The sequence below is a fragment of the Actinocorallia sp. A-T 12471 genome (genome assembly GCF_033875155.1).
GTDB lineage: Bacteria > Actinomycetota > Actinomycetes > Streptosporangiales > Streptosporangiaceae > Actinocorallia.
The window spans coordinates 289,452-308,279 of record NZ_JAWZTE010000002.1; the positions used below are offsets into that span (position 1 = coordinate 289,452).

At 73.1% G+C, this 18,828-nt stretch carries 11 protein-coding genes; 1 reads left to right on the top strand and 10 read right to left on the bottom strand.

Going from position 1 to position 18,828, the window contains the following annotated elements; genetic code table 11:
- Positions 1–5: 5 nt before the first annotated feature.
- From R9X44_RS06415 to R9X44_RS06455, 9 genes are read right to left on the bottom strand one after another with little or no spacing between them, the layout of a single operon-like run.
- Complete coding sequence (locus R9X44_RS06415; RefSeq protein ID WP_319813046.1) at positions 6–974, bottom strand: methyltransferase; 969 nt, start codon at positions 972–974, stop codon at positions 6–8.
- The gene (locus R9X44_RS06420; protein ID WP_319813047.1) at positions 964–2,292 is read right to left on the bottom strand and encodes an MFS transporter; all 1,329 of its coding nucleotides are present in this window, start codon (positions 2,290–2,292) and stop codon (positions 964–966) included. The genes R9X44_RS06415 and R9X44_RS06420 overlap by 11 nt, the downstream gene beginning before the upstream one ends.
- Positions 2,289–6,677, bottom strand: coding sequence for a thioester reductase domain-containing protein (locus R9X44_RS06425; protein WP_319813048.1), 4,389 nt, complete (start codon positions 6,675–6,677; stop codon positions 2,289–2,291). The genes R9X44_RS06420 and R9X44_RS06425 overlap by 4 nt, the downstream gene beginning before the upstream one ends.
- On the bottom strand, positions 6,671–7,252 hold the full coding sequence (locus R9X44_RS06430; protein ID WP_319813049.1) for a DUF6875 domain-containing protein: 582 nt from the start codon (positions 7,250–7,252) through the stop codon (positions 6,671–6,673). Before R9X44_RS06430 ends, R9X44_RS06425 begins: the two co-directional genes overlap by 7 nt.
- Positions 7,249–8,523: an NAD(P)/FAD-dependent oxidoreductase gene (locus R9X44_RS06435; RefSeq protein ID WP_319813050.1), complete on the bottom strand. Its 1,275-nt coding sequence runs from the start codon at positions 8,521–8,523 to the stop codon at positions 7,249–7,251. Before R9X44_RS06435 ends, R9X44_RS06430 begins: the two co-directional genes overlap by 4 nt.
- Positions 8,520–9,485 carry a hypothetical protein gene (locus R9X44_RS06440; protein ID WP_319813051.1) on the bottom strand — a complete coding sequence of 322 codons (966 nt, stop codon included), beginning with the start codon at positions 9,483–9,485 and terminating at the stop codon, positions 8,520–8,522. The genes R9X44_RS06435 and R9X44_RS06440 overlap by 4 nt, the downstream gene beginning before the upstream one ends.
- On the bottom strand, positions 9,482–12,379 hold the full coding sequence (locus R9X44_RS06445; RefSeq protein WP_319813052.1) for an amino acid adenylation domain-containing protein: 2,898 nt from the start codon (positions 12,377–12,379) through the stop codon (positions 9,482–9,484). The genes R9X44_RS06440 and R9X44_RS06445 overlap by 4 nt, the downstream gene beginning before the upstream one ends.
- A complete protein-coding gene (locus tag R9X44_RS06450; RefSeq protein ID WP_319813053.1) occupies positions 12,376–13,797 on the bottom strand; it encodes a class I adenylate-forming enzyme family protein in 1,422 nt (473 codons plus the stop codon). Before R9X44_RS06450 ends, R9X44_RS06445 begins: the two co-directional genes overlap by 4 nt.
- On the bottom strand, positions 13,794–15,323 hold the full coding sequence (locus R9X44_RS06455) for a condensation domain-containing protein (RefSeq protein ID WP_319813054.1): 1,530 nt from the start codon (positions 15,321–15,323) through the stop codon (positions 13,794–13,796). Before R9X44_RS06455 ends, R9X44_RS06450 begins: the two co-directional genes overlap by 4 nt.
- A gap of 663 nt (positions 15,324–15,986) precedes the next feature.
- Between R9X44_RS06455 and R9X44_RS06460 the strand changes: the two genes are divergently transcribed.
- Positions 15,987–17,810, top strand: a complete 1,824-nt coding sequence (locus tag R9X44_RS06460; protein ID WP_319813055.1) for a phosphoenolpyruvate carboxykinase (GTP) — start codon at positions 15,987–15,989, stop codon at positions 17,808–17,810.
- Between the two features lie 202 nt (positions 17,811–18,012).
- On the opposite strand, the gene R9X44_RS06465 is transcribed toward R9X44_RS06460, so the two are convergent.
- The gene (locus R9X44_RS06465) at positions 18,013–18,777 is read right to left on the bottom strand and encodes a hypothetical protein (protein ID WP_319813056.1); all 765 of its coding nucleotides are present in this window, start codon (positions 18,775–18,777) and stop codon (positions 18,013–18,015) included.
- Positions 18,778–18,828: the final 51 nt, after the last annotated feature.

Sequence of the window (18,828 nt, forward strand, 5' to 3'; positions counted from 1 at the left end):
CGCGCTCAGCGCGCGGCTACGGCGGTGAGCATGAGGTGGGAGGGGTGTCCGGGGACCTCGGCGAGACGGACCGTGCAGCCCGCCTCCACGGCCCACGCGGCGAGCGCGGCGGGCGGGTGGAGGCGGCCGCCCTGGGTGTGCCAGAGGTTGAGGTCGAAGAAGCGCTGGAAGGCGCGGTCGGCGGGCTCGCGCGGGTCGGGGTCTGACTCGACCACGAGCAGCGTCCCGCCCGGCGTGAGCGCGGCCACCGCCTCATGGACGAGTGCGCGGGCCCGCTCGGAGGGGAAGCCGTGCAGGACGTTGCAGAGCAGGACGACGTCCACGCCGCGTTCGGTGAGCGCGCCGGGAACGCCGAGGTCGGCGGCGCGTCCGGTGATCCTTCCGCCTAGGTCGGTGAGGTCGGTGAGGTCGGCGATGACCGTCGGGAGGTCCACGACTGTCGCGTGCAGCTCGGGGTGGCGGGCGCACATGACCCTGCTGAACGTGCCGGTGCCGCCGCCCGCGTCGAGGAGGGTCCGCGCGCCCTCGGGGAGGGTGAGCGCCTCGGCCAGGCCCGCCGCGAGGCCCGCCTGGAGGGTGTGGAAGCCGCGCCGCTCCTCGGGCAGCCCGTCAAGCCAGGCGTAGAACGAGCCGTCGGGGACGCCGGTGCGCACCGCGTCGGCGAGGCCCTGCCAGGGGCCCGAGGCGAGGGCGGTCCACAGCGGGAGGACCGCGCCGAAGTGGCCGCGTAGGGCCGCGCCCGCAGGGCGTTCGGCGTAACGGCCGTCCTTGACCGACAGGTAGCCGGTCTCGGCGAGCGCGTCGAGGAGGTGGCGGAGGGGTTCGGCCGACGCGCCGGTCTTCGCGGCGAGGGCGCGCAGGTCGGCGGGGCCGTCGGCGAGCGCGTGGAAGACGCCGAGGCGCAGCGCGGCGACCGCGGCGTGGCAGGTGAGCAGGCCGAGAAGGTCGGCCATCGGGTCGGGCTCAGCGGGCATCGGCGGTCTCCGGGTCGAGCGCGTCGGGGAGTGCGGTTTCGAGGGTGCGCAGCGCGGGGGCGAGCGCGGTCGCCGCCGCGAGCAGGGCGAGCAGGACCGCGGCGGCGAGGAACAGCGCGGCGACGCCGCGGCCGGGTCCGGTCCCGGTGAGCGCGCCGACGCTTCCGGCGAGCGCGCCCCCGTCGGCGAGCAGCGGTTCGGCGACGCGTTCGCTGAGCGGCCCCGCCGCGAGGTAGGCGACGGGCTGGGCGACCTGCCCGAGCGCCTGGACGGTCCCGCTGACCCTGCCGAGCGAGGCGGGCTCGACCTTCGTCTGGAAGAGGGTCCTTCCGCAGCCCTGCACGATCGGGAGGGTGAACAGGAACACCGCCGCCGCACAGCCCACGAGCAGCGGCGACGGCCGTACGGCGTGCAGAGCCAAGGCGACGGCCCCGGCGAACATGAACAGCGAGATCCCCGGCATCCGGTTGCGCGGCCCGCCCCACGCGCCCATGACGAGGCTGCCCGCGAACACGCCGCTGCCGCCCGCCAGCATGAGCAGGCCAAGGGTGGTCGCGGAGGCGAACCCGAGGATGAGCGGCTGTACGAGGACGCCCGCGAGCCCGTAAATGAAGTTGTATCCGGTGAAGACAAGCGCGAGCGCCAGCAGCGGCGGCCTTGCGCGGAGATAACGCCAGCCGTGGGCGAGGTCGGCCCGCAACGGCTTGGGCGGCTCCGTACGGGCGGGCCGTAGGACGCGTGCGGGCAGCCGTACCGTGGCGAGCACGCTCACCGCGACGGCGAAGGACACGAGGTCGAGCACAAGGACGCCGGTCGTGCCGACGGCCGTGAGCAGGCCCGCCGCGACGGCCGGGGCGGCGATCTGCGCGGCCATGCCGAGCTGCATCAGCCCGTTGGCGCGGCCCAGGTGGCGGGCGGGGATGAGCAGCGGCGTCATCGCCTGGTACGCGGTGAAGTGGAACGCGCCCGCCGCCGCGCTGACGGCGGCCGCCACGCACACGTGCCAGGGCCGCAGGCCGCCGGTGTGCACGAGCAGCGCGAGCGTCGCGGTGGCGACGCCGCTGACGGCGTCCGCGCCGAGCAGGACGCGTCTGCGGTCGAACCTGTCGGCGACGGCCCCGGCGAGCGGGCCGAGCAGCACGGGCGGCAGCATCGCGGCGAGCATCACCAGCGCGAAGCCGGTCACCGAGCCCGTCGTCTGGTAGACCCACACGCCGAGGACGAAGGACGACAGCGCGGAGCCGACGCTGGACAGCAGGGAAGTCGTCCAGACGACGGCGAAGCGCACGACGTCGGCGCGGGACGAGGGTGCGGTCATGCGAGGGCTCCGGAGGCGGCGAGGAAGTCGAGGTAGCGGCCGATGAGTTCGGCGTCGGCGGGCGGGAGCGGGCCGAGGTCGCGGGCGGTGCGGGCGCAGTCGAAGTCGGGGCGCGGGAAGGCCGGGGCGTCGTGCGGCAGCTCGCCGACGAAGGGCGCGAGCGCGACGGGCGCTCCGGCGGCGAGGCGGGCGTTGACCTCGTCGCGCCAGCGCGCCCACGGGACGAGGGCGACGTCGCGGCCGCGCGAGCGCAGGGCCGTCGCGAAGGCCGGGTAGGCGAGGGTCGCGGTGTTGAAGTAGTGGAAGTCGCGGCCTTGCGCGCCGGGGTCGAGGACGGCCTTGGCGATCGCGGCGGCGACGTGGTCGACGGGCGCGACGTCCTCGGTGTGCGCGAGGTCGGGCACACAGCCGGTCTGCGCGAACGTGCGGAGCAGGCTGCTGAAGTAGTCGCCGGGCTCGGCGCGGCCGGTGCGGGAGTGCCCGCCGATCCGCGCGGGCCGGTGCACGCTCACCGGGACGCCGGCGTCGCGCGCCTGCCTGCACAGCCGGTCGGCGACCCACTTGGCCTGCTCGTACGGGCCAGGCAGGCCGGTGGGATCGTCGGGGATGTCGGCTTCGGTGACGCGTGCGCCGAGATACCTGTCGGCGATGAACACGCCGAGGGTGGAGACCGCGTGGACGGGGACGCCGCCGAGCGCGGCGAGGCGCAGCGCCTCGATGGTCCCGCCGACGTTGGCTGGCCGCAGCCGCTCGTACGGCTCGGTGAAGCTGACGAGGCCGCCGTTGTGGCAGACCACGTCGACGCGTCCGGCGAGGTCGCGCCAGGCGGCGTCGGACATGCCGAAGCGCGGCAGCGCGAGGTCGCCGGGCAGCGCGACGACCCTTGCCGGGTCCCCGGTGAGGTCGCGTGAGCGCAGCGCCCCGGCCACCCGATCCTCGGCGTGCTCGGCGGTGGCGGCGCGGACGGGGCAGACGACCGTCACGTTGGGTCGGGTGAGGAGGTCGGCGAGCAGGTGCGCGCCGAGGAAGCCCGTCGCACCGGTGAGCAGGACCGTCCGCGGCACGTGCGCGGAGTCCGGGCCCAGGCCCCGGATCTCAGGCGGCAGGACGCTGCGCGGCACGTGAGCGGAGGCCGCGCCCGGGCCCCTGAACTCGGGCGGCAGGACCTTGCGCGGCGCGCGTGCGGAGGCCGTACCCGGACCCCGGGTCTCCGGGGGCAGGACGGTGCGGGGCATGCGTGCGGAGGGGGTGCCCGGGCCTCGGGTCTCCGGCGGCAAGACGGCGGAGGCCGCGCCCGGGCCCTTGATCTCAGGCGGCAGGACCGTGCCCGGTACGCGTGGTGAGGGGGTGCCCGGGCCCCGGATCTCGGGGGGCAGGGGCTCGGTGAGGTCGGGGGGTGGGGAGCGGCGGTCGCCCTGGGCGCGGCGGGCGAAGTCGGCGAGGTCGGCGGCCGAGAAGAGTTCGTCGAGGGGGACGCGGACGCCGAGTTCGCGCGCTATCGCGGCGGTTATCCGGGTGCCGACGAGGGAGCTGCCGCCGAGTGCGAAGAAGTTGTCGGCCCGGCCAACCCTGGGGAGTTCGAGCGTCTTGCCCCAGATCTTGGCGAGCGCCTGTTCCCAGGGGCCTTCTGGCGGTTCGTACCCCTGCTCGGCCGACGGAACGGGCGGGAGCGCGGCGAGATCGACCTTCGCGTGGGCGGTGCGCGGGACCGCCGGGACCGTGACGAACACGTCGGGGACGAGCGGTCTCGGCAGACGTTCCCTGACGAACCCGCGCAGCTCGGCCGGGGCCGCCTCGGTCGCCGCGTACGCGACGAGCCGTTCCCCGGACGCGACGACCGCCGCGTCCCGGACTGCCGGGTGCGCGGTCAGCGCCGCCTCGACCTCGCCCGGTTCGATCCGGAATCCCCTGATCTTCACCTGTCGGTCGGCCCGGCCGAGGAACTCGAGGGTCCCGTCGGCCCTCCAGCGCGCCATGTCGCCGGTGCGGTACATGCGGCCGCCGTGCCACGGGTCGGGCAAGAAGCGCTCGGCGGTGAGGCCGGGGGCGTCCAGGTAGCCGTGGGCGACGCACTCCCCCGCGAGGTGCAGTTCACCCGGCGCGCCCTCGGCGGCGGGCTCTCCCTCGGGGGTGAGGACGTAGGCGCGCGCGTGCGGGAGCGGCCGGCCGATCGGGAGGTGCGCGCCGGGGTGCTCGCCGCCGTCGACGGTGGTGAGCACCGTCGCGCAGACCGTCGCCTCGGTGGGGCCGTAGTGGTTGTGCAGGGTGACGCGTGCGCCCGTCGCCGCGGCCCATGCCGCGACGGCCCCGGCCGGGACGCGGTCGCCGCCGACCATGACCGAGGTGACCGGCCAGCCTTCGGGGACCCGTACGGCACCCGAAGCCAGGTCGTCGGTCCAGCGCCGCCACAGCGCGACGGGGGCGTCCACGGCGGTGACGTCGTACTCGGCGCAGTACGCGACGAGGGAGGCAGCGTCAAGGGAGGCGGGGTCGGGGTGCGGGATGAGTGCCGCGCCGGAGACGAGCGCCGGGAACACGTCGCCCACCGACGCGTCGAAGGTCAGCGGCGGCAGCATGAGAATCCGCTGTCCGGGCGCGAAACAGCCATGTGCCTTGACGAACGCGCTTGTGAAGCTCGCAAGCGCGCTACGGCCGACCATGACGCCCTTCGGCTCCCCGGTCGATCCCGACGTGAAGATCACGTAGGCGAGGTCGTCCGGAAGGTCGGGTTCCGCCCCGGTGTGCCGCAGTCCTTGCGCGTCGATGACGACATCGGCCTTAGCGCGCTCAAGCAGGGCGGGCGTGCGCGGGTCGTCCGGGGAGAGGGGCAGGTAGGCGGCTCCCGCCCGCAGGGCCGCGAGGATCGTCACGACGGCGTCGGCTCCGGTCGGCAGTACGACGCCCACAAGGCGCGCCCCCGCCAAGCGCGCGGCGAGCAGCCGCGACCCGCGCTCCACCTCCCGATAGGTCAGGGTCCGTCCGTCCACGACGATCGCCGCGGCCTCGGGCTTCCGCTCCACCGCCTTGAGGAACCCCGCGACGACGTCGTCGCCCCCGCTCGCCTCCCCCGGGGCCGCGACGGCCCCGGCGGGAACGCGGTGCAGCGGAAGGCCCGGATCATCGGCGCAGGCGCGCAGGAGCCGCACGAGGTGGTCGCGGAAGCGCGCGGCCTCGGCGGCGGTGAGCACGTCAGCCGCGTAGTCGAAGTAGAGCTCGACGGACTCGCCGAGCGCGACCACGACGGTGAGGTCGAGACGTGCGGTCGGGGCCACCAGCGGCCAAGGCTCGGGCCGCAAGGACGGCTCGCCGGGCCCGACCGGAGGCTGGTCCATGACGAGCATCGTCTGGAACAGGGGGTTCCTGGCGGGATCACGGGGAGCGTCGGAGGCGGCGACGATCTCCTCGAACGGAGTACGGCGGTGCGCGAGCGCCTCGAAGACGGCGGTGCGTACGTCGCGCAGCACGTCGCGGAAGGAACCGGTCTCCGAGACCGCGCAACGGATCGGGAGGCTGTTCACGTAGAAGCCGACCGCGTCTTCCAGGCCCGCCTCGTCACGTTCGCTCGAGGGGGTGCCGACGACGACGTCACGCTCGCCCGAGTGCCTGGCCAGCGTGATCATCAGCGCGCTGAGGAACACCATGAACGGCGTGCAGCGCTCCCTGCGGGCCAGCGCAAGGAGGTCGCGGGACAGCTCGGGGTCGAGCCGCGCGGCGCAGTGCGCGCCGCGTACGCTCGGCGTCAGCGGACGCGGCAGATCCGAGGGGATGCCTTGGACGGCCGGTACGCCCGCGAGCTTGGCGGCCCAGTACGCGCGTCCGTCGTCGTCCGGTTGTCCGGCCGCCCAGAGCGCGTAGTCGGGGAACTGTACGGGCTCCCCAGAAGGCGGCCTCCCTGCGTAGCGCGCGAACACCTCACCTTCCAGCAGCGCGAGGGACTGCCCGTCGCAGACGATGTGGTGCAGACACCACACGAACACGTGGTCGTCGTCTGACAGCCGCAGCAAGAGCGCGCGGTGCAGCGGCGGACGGTCGAGCCGCATCGGACGTGCCGCGAACTCCGCGCTCACCCGCCGCGCCTCGGCCTCCGGATCGGCGGACCCGGACAGATCATGCTCTTCCAGGACGTCCGGGGCGTCGGCCACCACATGCTGGATCGGCCCGTCAGGCCCCGCGCCGATCCACGTGCGCAGCGCCTCGTGCCTGGCGACCGTCGCGCGCAGCGCCGCACGCAGCAGCCCCGCGTCGAGGACGCCCCGGTACCGCTTGCTGGTCCAGCACAGATACGCGCTCTGCTCGCCGAAACTCGACTGGTCGAGCACCCAGAGCCTGGTCTGGGCGGGCGTGAGCGGCGCGTCAGCCCCGTCCGCGCGCTTCGGGATCAGCACCGCGCACCCCCGAACAGCGCCTCATGCACCTCGAGGAGCGCGGGGTCGTGCGCGAGGAACGGCCGGTCGGACGGGACCATGTGCCGCAGGCCGAGCAGCGGGACCGGGCTGCGCAGCGGCCGCCACTCGGGGTTCCACAGGCCGCCCTTGGGCGGCGGCCCGTCGTGGAACTCGCCGACCATCAGCCCACGGCTGACGAACGACGGACGCAACGCGGCCTGCGCCCTGTCGATCAGCGCGAGATCGCGGACCTCGGGAAAAAGCAGGAGGATCGTGGTGAAGAGGGCGTCGGGTTCGGCGCGCGGCGCGAGTTCGAGGAACCAGTCGCGGTACTTCTCGGCGACGCCGGTGATCTCGTCAAGGCGGGTCACGGGTTCGGGAACGACGTGCAGATAGAAGGCGCGGCGGCTGAGCGACCCCTGGGCGTAGGGGCAGACGGGTCCCTTGCGGCCGAGGTCGGGGTGGGCGTTGACGAGATAGTCACGCGCCCACGCGACGACCTTGGCGGCCTCGGGAACGTGGACGTCGGTGGTCTCCAGCAGGCGCAGGGCGGGGTCACGGGGGTGGGTGATCATCGCTGGTCCGTCTCGGGGTGGCGGAGGGCGAGCGCGGCGCACGCGGCGAGGCCCGCGGCGGCCGCCGTGAGGGCGAGGTCCTGGCGGCGGGCGCGGCGCAGCGCGTCGGCGTACGGGAGTGCGGTGTGGGAGATCATCGTGTAGAGCGGCAGCCAGCGGCCGGGGAGCAGCCTGGCGAGCGCGCGGTCGGTGTGCGCGCGGGCGCGGCGCAGCGGGGAGCGGACGCCGTCGCGCAGTTCGGCGAAGTTGCGTTCGGACAGGTCGGCGAGCACGTCGGTGTGCGGTTTGCGTGCCGCCTGGTAGGCGGCGAGCGCCTCCTCGACGGGGTGCGCGGCAAGGCACTCATCGAGGACAAGGCAGTCCTCAAGCGCGGCGTTCATGCCCTGCCCGTAGAACGGGGTGACGGCGTGGGCGGCGTCCCCGACCAGCACCGCCCTCCCCTGCGACCAGAGCGACGTGCGGACCGTCACCAGGTGCCCGACGGGACGCGCGGCGAACTCGCGCGGCAGCCCGGGGGCGAGGTCGAGGACGGCGGGGAAGCGCTCGGCGAAGAAGCGTGCTACCGAGTCCTCGGTAGTGAGTTCAGCAAGCTGGCGTAGGGGGAGGAAGACGGTCCCGGTGTGGGAGCCGTCGACGTTGGGGTGGCTGAGGACGAGCCCGTGCCGTCCCGGCCACAGGTTCAGCGCCTCGTGCGGGATCGGCGCGGCCGACGGGATCGTCACCTCCCGGTACCCCCACGGCAGGTAGTCGCGCCGGAAGTCGGCGGGCCTGCCGCGCTGCATGAGGTCGCGGACCGTGGAGAACGCGCCGTCCGCGCCGACGACGAGGTCGAACGAACGGGACGTGCCGTCGGCGAGCGTCAGGGTCCCGGTGTCGGGGTCGAGGCCGACGCAGGCCGTGCCGAAGACGAACGAGGCGTCCTTCTCCGCGCGGGTGATGAGCGCGGCGTTGAGCACCGAGCGCCGGACCGAGTGCAGCACCTGCGACTCGTCGGTGCCATACGGCGTGAAGGCGTGCCGGGCCCCCGGCGTGTGCACGGCACGGCCGCGCATCGGGACGAGGTGCGGCGCGAGGTCGTCCCACAGGCCGATCCGCCGCAGCGCGCGGATGCCGCGCGCCGACACGCCGAGGTTCACCGACCTGCCCTCGCCTGCGCCGCCCGCACGCGGGTCGGGCCGCCGGTCGTAGACCGTGACGGTGTGGCCGCGTCCGCCGAGCAGCGCGGCGAGCAGCGGCCCGCCGAGTCCCGCGCCGACGATCGCGACCCTCATCGGGCGGTGCCCAGCGTCGTCGGGCCGTGCGCGCGCAGGTCGGCGGCCGTCAGCCGGATGAGCGCGGCGTGCTCGGCGAGCGCGGGCACGTCGAGGAGCAGCGGTTCGGCCTCGGGGAAGCGCCACAGCAGGTCCTCGACCAGGTAGCGCAGGTAGACCGGGCGGAGTTCGGCGAACGTGCGCAGCTGCGCCTTGAGGTGCCAGGTGTGGTGCCACAGGTCAGTGTGGTCGGGGCCGTCCCATGCCTCGCGGCCGCCCAGCCAGAACCGTTCGGTGGCGGGCCGCAGCTCGGTGCCGAGGGTCCGCGCGACGGCCGGGGCGAGGCGCTGTTCGGCGAACACCGCGCGCACGTGGACGTCGCCGTCGTACGGGCCCGCGTTCCCGACGGCATAGGCCATGCCCGCCTCGGCGTAGGCGGCGCGGTGCGCGTCGTCGCGGAACACCGAGATCGCCATGTTCGCGGCGGGGGTGTCGAAGGTCCAGCGCGCCAGGTCGGCGCCCGCGTGGTTGGGCACGTCGGCGACGTCCGGGTAGATGACGGGGTCGAGGTCCTCCCAATGCGCGAAGACGAAGCCGACGCCTTCGGGGAGCGCAAGGGGGCGGCGCAGGTACAGGTCGGTGTCGATGATCGCGAAGGGGGCGCGGCGCAGGGCGGCGGCATGGATCTTCGCGCCCGTCGAGTAGACGAGGGGGTCGAGGTCGACGGCGTCGAGGTCGTCAAGGGCGGCGTCGACGTCGTCGTAGAGGGCGTCGATGCCCTGTTCCTTGGCGTAGGACGCGCCGAGGGAGTCGGTGAGCAGGCCGATCGGGCCGTGGTGCCGTCGCCAGGCGAGGGCGCTGTGGACCGTCGTCACGATCTCCTCGGGCGGGAGCCGGTAGGCGCGGGCCGCGAGGTCGCCGTGACGGCCGAGCCCGTGCCGGTACGGGCTCGTCCAGTTGACGTGCAGCGCGGGGAGGGTCACTTCGCCTCCTGGGTGAGCAGCCGGTCCGCGTACGCGGCGAGACCGGCGATCGTGGGGGTGTCGTAGAAGACGTGCAGGGGCAGGTCGGGGCCTATGCGGGCGCGAATCCTGACGCCTATCTGGGTGATGAGCAGGGAGTGGACGCCGAGGTCGAACAGGTCGTCTTCGGGGCCGATCCCGGGCAGGCGCAGCACCTCGCCGACGATCTCCTGGACGGCGCGCGCGGTGCCGGTCAGCGCGGAGGCGTCGGCGCTGGGCGCGGTCTCCGGCTCGGGGAGCGCGTTGCGGTCGAGCTTGCCGTTCGGGGTGAGCGGCAGCGCGTCAAGGGTGACGAACCGGGCGGGGACCATGATCGGCGGCAGCGTCGCGGCGCAGTGCGCGCGCAGCTCGGCCACGGAGATCCCGGCGGGCGCGACGACATAGGCGATGAGCCGGACATCCCGGACGGCGACCGCCGCGCGTGCCACGTCGGGGTGTTCCAGAAGCCGCGCCTCGACCTCGCCGGTCTCGATCCGGTGGCCGCGCAGCTTCACCTGGCCGTCGCGGCGGCCCAGGTACTCGAGGTCGCCGTCGGCGCGGAACCGGGCGAGGTCGCCCGTCCGGTAGATCCGGGTTCCGTCGGGTCCGGTGACGAACCGCTCGGCGGTCAGCTCTGGCCTGTTCAGATACCCGAACGCCAGGCCCGCTCCCCCGACGCACAGCTCGCCGGGCACGCCGTGCGGCAGCGGGCGCAGGCCCTCGTCAAGGACGTGGACCGTGGTGTTGGCCAGGGGCGTCCCGATCGTGACGGGTCCGGCGACCTCGGCGCAGGTCGACCAGATCGTCGTCTCGGTCGGCCCGTACATGTTGAGGACGCGCCGGGTGCGGGCGCGCAGCTCGGCTGCGAGCGGCGCGGGCAGCGCCTCGCCGCCGACCAGCGCGACGACGTCGGCGGGCCCGCCGTCCAGCAGGACCTGCCATCCCGACGGCGTCGCCTGCACATGGGTGACGCCCTCGCGGGCGACGAGCGCGGTGAGGGCCGGGCCGTCGCCGGTCAGCGCCTCGGGCGCGACGACGAGACGGCCCCCGGTGATCAGCGGGAGATATGTCTCAAGTGCGGAGATGTCGAACGACGGCGAGGTGAGGCCGAGCCAGACCGGCGTGGCCTGGTCGCCGAGCCTGTCCTGGACGGCGAGGAGCAGGTTCGTCAGTGCCGCGTGGCCGATCTCGACGCCCTTCGGCTGACCGGTCGAACCCGAGGTATAGAGGACATAGGCCAGGTCTTCCGGCGAAGGGCGCGAAGCGGGGCGTGCCGCGCCCGTCTGGACGGCGTCCTCCAGGACGAGCACCGGCACGTCGCCGGGCGGGATCGACTCCAGCAGCCGCTTGGGCGCGACGACGACGGCCGGGGCCGCGTCGGCGAGCTGGAACGCGAGCCGCGCCGGCGGATGTGACGGGTCGAGCGGCAGGTAGGCCGCACCCGCCTTGAGCACGCCGAGCTGGGCGACGACGGTGTCGGCGGACCTGTCGGCGACGACCGCCACGAGGGAACCCGACGCGAGCCCGGCCGCGACGGCGTCGGCCGCCGCGTTCAGGTCCGCGTAGGTGAGCGCCCTGCCGTCGTCCAGGACCGCGACGGCTTCCGGGGTGCGGCGTGCCTGCTCCTCGAACAGGTCGACCAGCGTGACGGCCGGGTAGGCGACGCCTGTGTCGTGCCTCGGCGCGGGGTCGTCGACGAGGTCGGCGAGAGGGACGTCGGGGTCGACGGCGACGCGGTCGAGCAGGCCGCGCCAGTGCCCGGCGATCCGCTCGGCCGCCTCCGCGCCGAGGTGCGCGGGCTGGTACTGGAGGCCGACGTCGCAGCCCGAGGGCCCGTCCACCACGACGAGCCGGAGCGCTCCCCTGCCGACGCCGTTGAAGGAGATCCAGTCCACGTCGGCGGTGAGTCCGGGAAAATCGGGCGCGGTGTCGCGTCTCCGATAGCTGAGCGAAACGGGCGGAAGCGCGGTTTCCGGGGTGATGCCGGAGACCGCGCGTGACAGCGGCACCTCGCGGACCCGGAACAGCCCGCGCAGGTCGCGGCTCAGCCCGTGCTCGAACCGCAGGCTCCTGGCCAGCCGCAGGAACGACCATTCCGGGTCGATCCTGGCGAAGACCGGCAGTTCTGCGGCGAACATGCCGATCCTGTCGCGGTCGGCCGCCGCGCGGGTGCCGAGGTCGACGCCGACCGCCGCCGAGGGGTTGCCGTACCGCCACAGCAGCGCCTGCACCGAGGCGAGCAGCACCTCAAAGCGCGACGTACCGGGTATTTCGGGAAGGTCGGCGAGCCGGAAGGTGAGCTGCGCGCCGGGGCCGTCCGACGGGCACGCGCCCTCCTGGAACGGCAGCGCGACGGGCTCGGGCGCGCGCCAGCGCGGCTTCCAGTACTCGCGCGCCGTGCCGAGCGCGTCGGCGACCCGGGCGGCCTCCTCCTCCGCGAGGTCGGCGTCCGGCAGCGGCGGCAGCGCCTCGCCCGCGTAGGCGGCGGCGAGATCGCGCAGGAACACCGACTTCGACGCGCCGTCGAACACGAGGTGGTGGGCGGCGAGCGTCAGACGGCAGCCGTAAGCCGTCTCCTCAAGGCCGATCCGGGTGAGCGGGCCGCGTTCCAGATCGAAGGGGGCGACGGCGTCGGCGGGGCCGTCCTCGATGCGCGGCGGCGAGGCGGCGGGGACGAGGTACAAGACGCCGTCCTCCTCCCGCACCGCGCACGCCAGGACGGGGTGGCGTGCCAGCACCGCCGAGACCGCCGCGCGCATGCGCGGGAGGTCGGCCGTGCCGGAGAACGTGACGGAGAACCGCATCGTGTAGCCGTCGCGGCCGGCCCGTGCGGCGAACCAGACGTCGTGCTGGCGCAGGGTCGCGCGTCGCTTCATGTCCTCACCTCTGCGAGCAGCTCCTTGACCCTCGGCTTGAGGATCTTTCCTGTGGTGGTGCGGGCGAAGTCGGCGACGAACGCGATCCGCGCGGGGCGTTCGTGCCTGGCGAGCCGGGCGGCGAGGAAGCGTTTGAGCTCGGCCGCCGTCACCGGCTCGCGGGTCCTGACGGCGGCGCCGACGACCGCGCCCATGACGGGGTGCGGCAGGCCCACGACCGCCGCCTCCACGACGGCCGGATGCTCGTGCAACGCCGCCTCGACCTGGACCGTGGAGACCTTGAGGCCGCCGCACTTGATCACGTCGGACTCGCGGTCCACCAGGAAGAGGTGGCCGTCGGGGTCGAGCCGGCCCAGGTCGCCCATGCGGACCCAGCCGTCGCGGAACACGTCGGCGCGCTCCTCGCCCAGGTAGGCGCGGGGCGGGGCGGCGCAGCGCAACCACACCTCGCCGACCTCGCCGGGCGCGGCGGCGGACCCGTCGGGGCGGGCGATCCGCAGGTCGCGCGGGTCGGCGGGCACGCCGAGCGAGCCGGGACGCGACGGGTCCACGATCATCGCGGTCCGCGCCGGGGCGGATTCGGTGGAGATGTAGCAGTTCACCACCGTCGCGGCGGGGAAGATCCGGGTCAGCTCAAGCGCGGTCGCGGGGGGCAGCGCGGCCGCCGACGAGCTCACCAGCAGCACGCTCGACATGTCGTGCCCCCGGTACGCCTCGGATCTGACGAGCTCGGCGGCCATCGGCGGCACAAGGAAGACGGTGCCGATCCGGTGCTCGGCGACCAGGGCGCAGAACCGCGCGGCGTCGAAGAACGGCAGCGCGAGCGCGCCGGGGTGCGCGGTCAGGCTGTCGATCAGCATCATCTGCGCCGCGTTCGTGCCGATCGGGAAGGCGTGGGCGAACAGCCGGGAATGCGCGTAAGGGCGGATGCGCGGACGCGGGGCGTATCCGTACGTCAGGTTGGCGTGGGAGGCGGCGACCGCCTTGGGCGCGCCGGTCGTGCCGGACGTGAAGACGATCTGGGCGAGATCGTCGGGGTTCATCCGGAGGTCGGGGGGCGGCGCGCCCGGCGTCTCGAGGCCGTCGAGCGAGGACAGGGAGAGGCGTGCGCCCGCCCTCGCGCGCAAGTCGTCGGCCTGCGCGGCGGGCAGTCCCGCCGCGAGCGGGAGCGCGACGCCGCCCGCCTTCTGCACCGCGAGGCAGGCGATCGCGAACTCCGGCCATGCCTTCCCGTCGAACGTCAGCGCCACCGGCTCGCCGCGTCGCACGCCAAGGTCGAGCAGGGCCCGGGCGACGGCGTCGGAGCGGCGGTCCCACGCGCCGAACGTGAGGGCTCGGCCGTCGGGAGTGGTGATCGCGGCGCGGTCGGGCTGGTCGGCGGCCCTGGCGCGCAGCAGGCCGGGAACCGTCGCGCTCATGCGAGCTCACCGAGGAACGCGTTCACCTCGGCCGCGAACAACTCGGCGAAGCGCGCGGCGGTCTCCTGCGCGAAACCGAAGTGGTTGTAGACGACGGCCGCGCGCAGCGACCCGTCGCGCTGCTCCTCGACCACGAGCCACGGCGAGCTGAGGTCATGTTCGCCGGGCGGGGCGTGCCAGACGAGGTTCTCCTGGAGGCGCGGCAGCGGGAACGGCTCGGAGCGCAGCCCGGGGAAGTTCGGCTCCTGGCCCCAGCTCTCGTAGTGGATACGCGAGGGATAGGGCACCTTGGGGCGTACGTCCTGGTAAGCGTGGAGTTGGTGGGAGGTCGCGCCGAGGACCGTCGCGCGGACGCGGGCGAGGAGGTCGGCGCGGGCCGGGCTTCCCGAGGCGTCGATCCGCAGGACGAGGGACTGCACGAGGCAGCCGACGAGGTCGTTGTGCGCCGGTTCGGTCCGGCCGGGGGCGGGCGACATGACGACGAGGTCGTCAACGCCGGTCCAGGCGGCGAGGACGGAGGTCCAGCATGTGGTGACCGCCATGAACGGGGTCGCGCGGCGGGCTTTGGCGGCGTCGCGGAGGCGTCCGGCGGTGGCGGCGGCGACGGTGAAGGGGTGGGCGCGCCAGCTGAAGCGGTCGGTGGGCAGGCGTTCGGGGAACGGGACGAGGGCGCGGGGCGCGCCGTCGAGCACGGTCTCCCAGTAGGACCGGTTGGCCTCCCAGCGGGTGCGCGTCCAGGCGCAGTAGCTCCCGTAGGCGAGGTCGAGGGGGCGGAGCGGGGAGGGAAGGCCGGCGCGCAGGGCCGAGTAGACGATGGCGGCCTCGCGCAGCACGATCCCCATCGACCAGCCGTCGGTGACGAAGTGGTGCACGGACAGGACGAGCACCTGGTCGTCGGGGTCGATCCTGATCACCAGCGCCCGGACCATCGGGTCGGCCGTCACGTCGGACAGGCGGGTGCGTTCGCGTTCGGCGAGGGCGAGCGCGTCGGCGAGGCGTTCTTCCGGCGTCGCGCCCTTGGCCCGTGCCTCGGCGACCTCCGGAGGCAGGTCGGCGAGGGTCTGCGTCCGGTAGCCGTCACCGTCGCGGCGGCACACCGTGCGCAGGGCCTCGTGCCGTTTGACGACCTCGCCCAGCGCGCGGGCGAACAGCGTCGTGTCGAACGCGTCGCGGATGCGGGTGGCGATCGCGATCGCGCCGATATCGCGGCGCGGCTCGCCCGGCTCGGCCATCCAGACAAGGAAGTCCTCCTGCTGGGTGCTCAGCGCCGCGCCCGCGACGGCCTCGGCCGGCAGGGCCGCGCGGGACAGCGCGCCGATCCAGGCGGCCTGCTCGGCGAGGCACGGTCTTGCGAAAGCCATGTCGGGATCGGCCTCGACGCCGAAACGGCGGCTGACGAGCGAGGCGAGCTGGACGGCCTGGAAGGAGTCCCCTCCGAGGTCGAAGAAGTCGTCGTCCGGGCCCACTCCCGGCACGCGCAACAGCTCGCGCCAGAGGTCGGCAAGGGTTTCCGCGGTGGTGCTCATGTGCGCTCCGGGGGGTGGTACGCGGCAGGCGGCGGGCCCTGAGCATGGCACGGAAAACCCTTGGATGAAAGCTCTTGCAGAAAACTTTCATTGTCTTGCAGAATCTCGCTTGGATGCTTGCAAGCGGAGGCGTCAGGGCCGCCGCGAGCGCGTCAGGCCGCCGTCGCGCCACGGCGGCGACGAGCGACGAGGAGGTTCAAACGCCGGACGCGGAAAAAGCGCGGGAAACCTCAATGGTCCAGACCATTCCGCCGAGGCGGACCACGCAGTTCCGAGCGCGTTTTGACGCCGTCTCAGGACGTGCGATCGGCGCGCTTTCCCGTCCCTGCCTGGGCGTTGACGCGCCGCGCCGCCCCCGACGGGCCCACAAGGGCGTCTGCGCAGGTAGCGCCGCCGCGCAACGGCCCCTTGGCACCCCGTGAGATCTGCACCACACTCCCGCGTCGGCACACCGACCTGGGGAAACTACCGGCCCGCCCGCCGAATACGAGGATGACCTGGCGTCCTTCGGCCGGGTTGCGGCCGACCGCGCGGAAAGCAGAAAGATTTTCTGTGTGAGGCGATGTTTCCCCAAAGTAACGCATTGGCCCAGACCAATTGGCCAAGACCTGTAGGTGTCGTTCACGATGCGTACAACCCCAAAGCAGGTGTGAGGAGTAAGGCGTGTCTGACCAGGTCCCCGGGCTCAAACCGGCACCGACCAGCAACCAGGAACTGATCGACTGGGTCGGCGAGATCGCCGCGCTGACCAAGCCCGACAACGTCGTCTGGTGTGATGGCTCCGAAGAGGAGTGGGTACGGCTGACCGACCTGCTCGTCGAGCAGGGCACCTTCAAGCGGCTCAACCCTGACAAGCGCCCGAACAGCTTCTACGCCGCCTCCGACCCGCGCGACGTCGCCCGGGTGGAGGACAGGACCTACATCTGCTCCGAGAAGGAGGAGGACGCGGGTCCGACCAACAACTGGATCGCACCCGCCGAGATGCGCGCGACCTTCGCGGACATCTTCGACGGCGCCATGAAGGGCCGCACCATGTACGTGGTGCCGTTCTGCATGGGCCCGCTGGGCGGCAACATCTCCCAGCTCGGCGTTGAGATCACCGACTCCGCCTACGTCGCGGTCTCGATGAAGATCATGACCCGCATGGGCGCCGAGGCGCTGCGCCTCATCGAGGAGCGCGGCTCCTTCGTCAAGGCCGTGCACACGGTCGGCGCGCCGCTCGAGCCCGGCCAGGCCGACGTGCCGTGGCCGTGCAACACCGAGAAGTACATCTCGCACTTCCCCGAGACCCGTGAGATCTGGTCCTACGGCTCGGGCTACGGCGGCAACGCGCTGCTCGGCAAGAAGTGCTACGCGCTGCGCATCGCCTCGACCATGGCGCGCGACGAGGGCTGGCTGGCCGAGCACATGCTCATCCTCAAGCTGACCCCGCCGAGCGGCGACGCCAAGTACATCACCGCCGCGTTCCCGAGCGCCTGCGGCAAGACCAACCTCGCCATGCTCCAGCCGACGATCCCGGGCTGGAAGGTCGAGACGGTCGGCGACGACATCGCCTGGATGCGCTTCGGCGAGGACGGCCGCCTGTACGCGATCAACCCTGAAGCGGGGTTCTTCGGGGTCGCGCCCGGCACCGGCGAGTCCACCAACGCCAACGCCATCAAGACGCTCTGGGGCAACTCGATCTTCACCAACGTCGCGCTCACCGACGACGGCGACGTGTGGTGGGAGGGCCTGACCGACGAGCCGCCCGCGCACCTCACCGACTGGAAGGGCAACGACTGGACGCCGGAGTCCAGTACCCCGGCCGCCCACCCGAACGCCCGCTTCACCACCCCGGCCGGGCAGTGCCCGACCATCGCGCCGGAGTGGGAGGACCCGAACGGCGTGCCGATCTCGGCGATCCTGTTCGGCGGCCGCCGCGCCACCTCGGTGCCGCTGGTGACCGAGTCGTTCGACTGGCAGCAGGGCGTGTTCCTCGGCGCGAACGTCGCGTCGGAGAAGACCGCCGCCGCCGAGGGCACCGTCGGCGAGCTGCGCTACGACCCGTTCGCGATGCTGCCGTTCTGCGGCTACAACATGGGCGACTACTTCGCGCACTGGCTGAAGCTCGGCGCTGCCGCCGACCCGGAGAAGCTGCCGCGCATCTACTACGTCAACTGGTTCCGCAAGGACGACGACGGCAAGTGGCTGTGGCCGGGCTTCGGCGAGAACAGCCGCGTCCTCAAGTGGATCGTCGAGCGCCTCGAGGGCAAGGCCGACGCCACCAAGACCGCCATCGGCCACGTCCCGACCGCCAAGGCGCTCGACCTCGAGGGCCTCAAGATCGACGGCCGTGACCTCGACCTCCTGCTGTCGGCCGACAAGGAGACCTGGAAGCGCGAGGCATCCCTGATGCCGGCCCACCTTGAGACTTTCGGCGACCACCTGCCCAAGGAACTCTGGGACGAGTACAACGCCCTCGTCGCCCGCCTCAACGACGACTTCTAACAGGTCGCTCACACCCCGGGAGGCTCCCTCCGGCCTCCCACCGGGGACCGTCTCCGCCTCATGGAGCCGCCCCACCCAGGCCCCCGCCAACGCCGCCGGGGGCCTACCCTTTTCCCACCCACCCGGCCCCCGGGCGGGCCTTCCTCGGCTTCCCATATAAGCGCGTGGCGCGCTTGGTGGGGGTGTGAAGGGGGGGTGGGGGTTAGGGGGCTAGTTTGGAGTTGGGGAAGGGGGCTAGGAGGGTTTCGCGCCAGGTGTTGGTGAGGTAGTCGCGGGCGCGGGACTGCCAGGTGAGGAGGCGGGGGTCGGCGGGGGTTTCGTCGTCGAGGCCGAGGGCGGCGTCGCGGGCGCGTTGGAGGGTGAGGTGGGCTTCCAGGGTGGTGCCCCAGAAGGTGACGACCTCGGTGTCGCAGAACTGGACCTCGTAGGAGCCGATGAGGCGCTGGCCGTGTTCGGCGAGGACGGGGGCGCGCTCCTCGGTGACGGCGGCGAGGTAGTCGAGGGCCGCGCCCGGCCTCACCGTCGCGCTTTCGAAGACGTAGAAGGGGGCGGCGTAGCCCTCGTCCACGAGGTCGGCGAGGGCGGGGCTGCCAGGCGAAGCGCCCAGGGGACGTGAGTACGCGGCGTGCCTGAGGTCGTCTATGTCGGACAGGAACAGGCGTTCGTCCACGCCCGCGTAGATGTCCATCATCTGCTTCCAGCCGCCTTCCCAGCCGCCTCGGCAGTCCCACAGGGTGACCGCCTTGAACTGCCGGTGGCCGGTGATCCCTACGGCGTAGAACGCGCCGACGAGGTCGATGTCGCTCGACCTGACGGACTTGCCGTCGGTCAGCTCCGACTCGCCCTCCCCGTAGGACTCGGCGTCCTCGTTCTTGTATCCGGTGAGCCAGGTCAGGTACTCCAGCGGCTTCCGTGAGTTCATCGGGTTGAACTCGACCTCTTCGAGCAGATAGATGCCACGCCGCACGCGGTTCCTCCGGCGGTAGATCAACCAAGCGATTGCTCGGCAAGCCTAACC